Origin of the sequence: Streptomyces sp. NPDC007264 (assembly GCF_042869095.1) — a bacterium.
GTDB lineage: Bacteria > Actinomycetota > Actinomycetes > Streptomycetales > Streptomycetaceae > Streptomyces.
Map to the genome: position 1 here is coordinate 1 of NZ_JBIAFD010000040.1, position 3,994 is coordinate 3,994.

Annotated in this window: 5 protein-coding genes; 3 read left to right on the plus strand and 2 right to left on the minus strand. The window is 71.6% G+C overall.

Annotated features, from left to right (window positions below; translation table 11 throughout):
* Nucleotides 1–117: 117 nt before the first annotated feature.
* Nucleotides 118–1,248 carry an SGNH/GDSL hydrolase family protein gene (locus tag ACFYMU_RS33315; protein ID WP_388381457.1) on the minus strand — a complete coding sequence of 377 codons (1,131 nt, stop codon included), beginning with the start codon at nt 1,246–1,248 and terminating at the stop codon, nt 118–120.
* A 157-nt stretch (nt 1,249–1,405) separates the two neighbouring features.
* Here ACFYMU_RS33315 and mmpB point away from each other — a divergent pair, with 157 nt between their 5' ends.
* A complete protein-coding gene (gene mmpB / locus ACFYMU_RS33320) occupies nt 1,406–1,534 on the plus strand; it encodes a morphogenic membrane protein MmpB (protein ID WP_388381459.1) in 129 nt (42 codons plus the stop codon).
* 22 nt (nt 1,535–1,556) lie between these two features.
* Nucleotides 1,557–2,177, plus strand: coding sequence for a Maf family protein (locus tag ACFYMU_RS33325; protein WP_388381461.1), 621 nt, complete (start codon nt 1,557–1,559; stop codon nt 2,175–2,177).
* A 99-nt stretch (nt 2,178–2,276) separates the two neighbouring features.
* Here ACFYMU_RS33325 and ACFYMU_RS33330 read toward each other — a convergent pair whose 3' ends face one another.
* Nucleotides 2,277–2,789, minus strand: coding sequence for a hypothetical protein (locus tag ACFYMU_RS33330; protein ID WP_388381463.1), 513 nt, complete (start codon nt 2,787–2,789; stop codon nt 2,277–2,279).
* A gap of 363 nt (nt 2,790–3,152) precedes the next feature.
* Here ACFYMU_RS33330 and ACFYMU_RS33335 point away from each other — a divergent pair.
* On the plus strand, nt 3,153–3,994 hold an 842-nt coding region (locus tag ACFYMU_RS33335; RefSeq protein ID WP_388381465.1), incomplete at its 3' end, for a biotin carboxylase N-terminal domain-containing protein.

A 3,994-nucleotide genomic window follows, 5' to 3' on the forward strand; every position in this document is an offset into this window, starting at 1 on the left:
ACGCGCCCCCCGGACTCCTGGGCCGACCCGGCCCGCATCGCCACCCACCACCTGCCCCCACCCAGCCCGGCAGCATGGAGCCGCACCTACTGGCCCGGCTGACGCCCCCCGTGCGGTCTACAGCACCTTCGCGACGGCTTCGGCCATCACCGCGTACCCCGTGTCGTTCGGGTGCAGGTGATCGCCGAAGTCGTACGCCGGGCGCAGCCGGTCCGGGGCGGCCGGATCCGCCAGCACGCGGTGGAGGTCGACGACCGCGTCGTACTCCCCCGAGCCCCGGATCCAGTCGTTCAGCTCGTTGCTCACCTTCGCCGCGTGCTCGCCCCAGTGATCGGAGCCCGCGAAGGGCAGCAGGGTCGCGCCGACCACCCTCAGGTCCCTCGCGCGCGCCTGGCGGATGAGGTCCCGGTGGCCGTCGACGAGTTCGGCGGCCCGGACCACCGGCGCGGGTTTGTACGTCGGCTGCCGGTCCGTCTCGCTGAACCCGATGTCGTTCAGGCCGAGCAGGACCACGAGCGTGTCCACGCCCGGATGGTCGAGGACGTCCCGGGCGACGCGGTGGACGGCCTTCTCGCCGTACCAGGCCGAGTCGTTGAGCAGCAGGTTCCCGCCGATGCCGGCGTTGAGCACGGGCCGCCCGGTGCGCTCGGCGAGGGCGTCGGACCAGCGGCGGTTCGCACCCGGGGTGGAGCCGAAGCCGTCGGCGACGGAGTCGCCGAGGACGGCGACGCCGTCCCGGCGGCCGGAGTCGGTCTCGACGGCCGACAGGACGTACCAGGACTCGGAGGACTCCCCGAAGCCCGCGCCGCTGACGTCCCGCAGCCGATCGCCCGTGCCCCGGTAGCTGGTCGCGAACGCCTGGGCGTGGAAGGTGGCCGGGCCGGTCGCGGCGTCGAAGTACAGGGTGACGGTGATCGACGCTCCCGGCCCGGTGCGCAGGTCGGCGGGGTCGCTGACGACCCGGCCGCGGGCGGGGACCTGCACCGCGTGCGCCCCGCCGAAGGTGAGCCGCCGCACGGTGCCCGCGGCGACGGCCGCCCCGTCGGCGGCATGGGCGACGGTGGCCCCGGCGATCTCCAGCGGCGAGGTCCCGTACGCGTGGGAGAGCCGGATGCGGACCCGGCCCCCGCCCGCGGTGAGCCGCACGACCTGGCGCAGTGACTGGCGCCAGAAGCCCTCGCGGGACCAGTTGGGGGTGAAGCCCTCGCTGGGCAGCTGGGGAGATGCGGTCCAGGCGGTGGTGAACACGGCAACCCCCTCCTTCCTTAACGGGTCCATGTTCCCCTTTAGGGGCGGAGGCAGGACACTAGCAGGCGGCGGACGTTAATGACACTCCAGTTCCGTTTGCCAAGTTGAGTACGCGTACTCAGGCGCCCGAGCACGTCACCGTCGGACGATCGACGGCATGCTGTGGTCCGACCCCGAGAACGAGCCGCCCGAGGAACTCCGCGAGATGCAGGAGATGTTGCGGCGACTGGGGGTCCTCATGGCGCTGGCCATGCTGCTGGCGATGATCGTCATCGGCATCCGGTGAAGGGCGCCGATACGCTGAGCACATGACCGATCAGCACCGCCGCCGCCTCGTCCTCGCCTCCCAGTCGCCCGCGCGGCTCGGACTGCTCCGGCAGGCCGGGCTCGACCCCGACGTCGTCGTGAGCGGTGTCGACGAGGAGGGCATCAGCGCGCCCACACCCGCCGAGCTGGCGCTCGCGCTGGCCGAGGCGAAGGCGTCCGTGGTGGCGGCGAGGCCGGAGGTCATGGGCGCGCTCGTGATCGGCTGCGACTCGGTGCTGGACCTGGACGGCGAGGCCCTCGGCAAGCCCGCGGACGCGGAGGAGGCGACGGCCCGCTGGAAGTCGATGCGCGGCCGGGCAGGCACGCTGCAGACCGGCCACTGCGTCCACGACACCCTCAGCGGCCGCTACGCGTCCGCCACGGCGTCCACGGTGGTCCGCTTCGGTGAGCCGACGGACGAGGAGATCGCCGCCTACGTCGCCTCCGGAGAACCGCTCTCGGTGGCCGGGGCGTTCACGCTCGACGGCCGTTCGGCGCCCTTCATCGACGGCATCGACGGCGACCACGGCAACGTCATCGGCATCTCCCTGCCGCTGGTCCGCCGGCTGCTGGCCGAACTGGGCGTGCCGATCACGGAGTTGTGGGCGCCGCGGGAGCCGTGAGCACACACCGGCCGGGGGCGGCCGGGCCGCCCGGGGCGGGAAGCCCACGACGGCCGGAACCGCCGGGTACGGCGGAGCGGCCCGCGCGGTCGGCAGCGGTCAGGGAGTGACCGGTGCCGGGCCGCCGCTCTCGGTGCCGCCCTGTTCCGGGACCGTCTGCCCGGTGCCGCCCTCGCCCTCGGGACCGCCCCCGGCGGACGGCGTGTCGGCCGGGCCCGCGCCGCGGTCGTCGTATGTCATGAGGGTGAGCAGGATCAGCCCGAGCACCACCATCATGAACACGAAGGCGCCCCACCCGACCAGACCGACCGTGAAGGCGCCGAGCAGTCCGTGCACCACGGCGGCACTGACCAGGAGGATGCGCCAGACACCGGACGGCGAACGGTCACGCACGGCGACGAGCACGGCGGCGAGCCCGCACACCGCGAAGTAGAGCCCGAAGGCCACGCCGCCCGCCTTCGACGACACGGACATCGCGTCCGGGTCCAGCCCGGCCAGGGACATGTCCTGGCGATCGACGACCATCCCGAGGAACCAGTTCAGCAGCGCGATGCCGAACGCCTCCACGAAGAGGACGACCGCCAAGATCCATGCCACCGGTCTGCGGACCACCGGCCCCCACCCACCTTCGACGCGCGCTGACTGTTACCTCACGTACCTTCGAGCATCGCGAACGCTACTAACGAGTAAACCTGGGGACAAGGGGTCCGGCATGAGCAAAGATTCGTTGGGCCATTAGTAGGGACTCCACAAAGAAACACGACAGTCGGCGGGACTACTTCATAGAGACCTTGACCACACGGGAAGGCTAGGGTTTTGCGGTGGATTCCCCTGTCCGGCGGTGCGACAAGGGATTTCGCAGCTTGAGTGAGCCCGGTTTCACGCTCCGTGTGGGCAAGCTCACCACCGGGGACGGGTCGAAACGTCGTGTCGGCAGTCCCTAAACTCGGCTTGTTTCAAGGAGAGGGAGCCATCGTGCGCAAGGTGTTGATCGCCAACCGTGGCGAAATCGCTGTCCGTGTCGCCCGGGCCTGCCGTGACGCCGGGATCGCGAGCGTGGCCGTGTACGCCGACCCGGACCGGGACGCCCTGCACGTCCGCGCCGCGGACGAGGCGTTCGCCCTGGGCGGCGACACCCCCGCCACCAGCTACCTGGACATCGACAAGGTCCTGACAGCCGCCAAGGACTCCGGCGCGGACGCCATCCACCCCGGCTACGGCTTCCTCTCCGAAAACGCCGACTTCGCCCAGGCCGTCCTGGACGCCGGCCTCATCTGGATCGGCCCGCCCCCCCACGCCATCCGCGACCTCGGCGACAAGGTCGCCGCCCGCCACATCGCCCAACGCGCCGGCGCACCCCTGGTCGCCGGCACCCCCGACCCCGTCGCCGACGCCGACGAGGTCGTCGCCTTCGCCAAGGAACACGGCCTGCCCATCGCCATCAAAGCCGCCTTCGGCGGCGGCGGACGCGGCCTGAAGGTCGCCCGCACCCTCGACGAGGTCCCCGAACTCTACGACTCCGCCGTCCGCGAAGCCGTCGCCGCCTTCGGCCGCGGCGAATGCTTCGTCGAGCGCTACCTCGACAAACCCCGCCACGTCGAAACCCAGTGCCTGGCCGACACCCACGGCAACGTCGTCGTCGTCTCCACCCGCGACTGCTCCCTCCAGCGCCGCCACCAAAAACTCGTCGAGGAAGCCCCCGCACCCTTCCTGACCCCCGAACAGAACACCCAGCTCTACACCGCCTCCAAGGCCATCCTCAAGGAAGCCGGCTACGTCGGCGCCGGCACCGTCGAATTCCTCGTCGGCCAGGACGG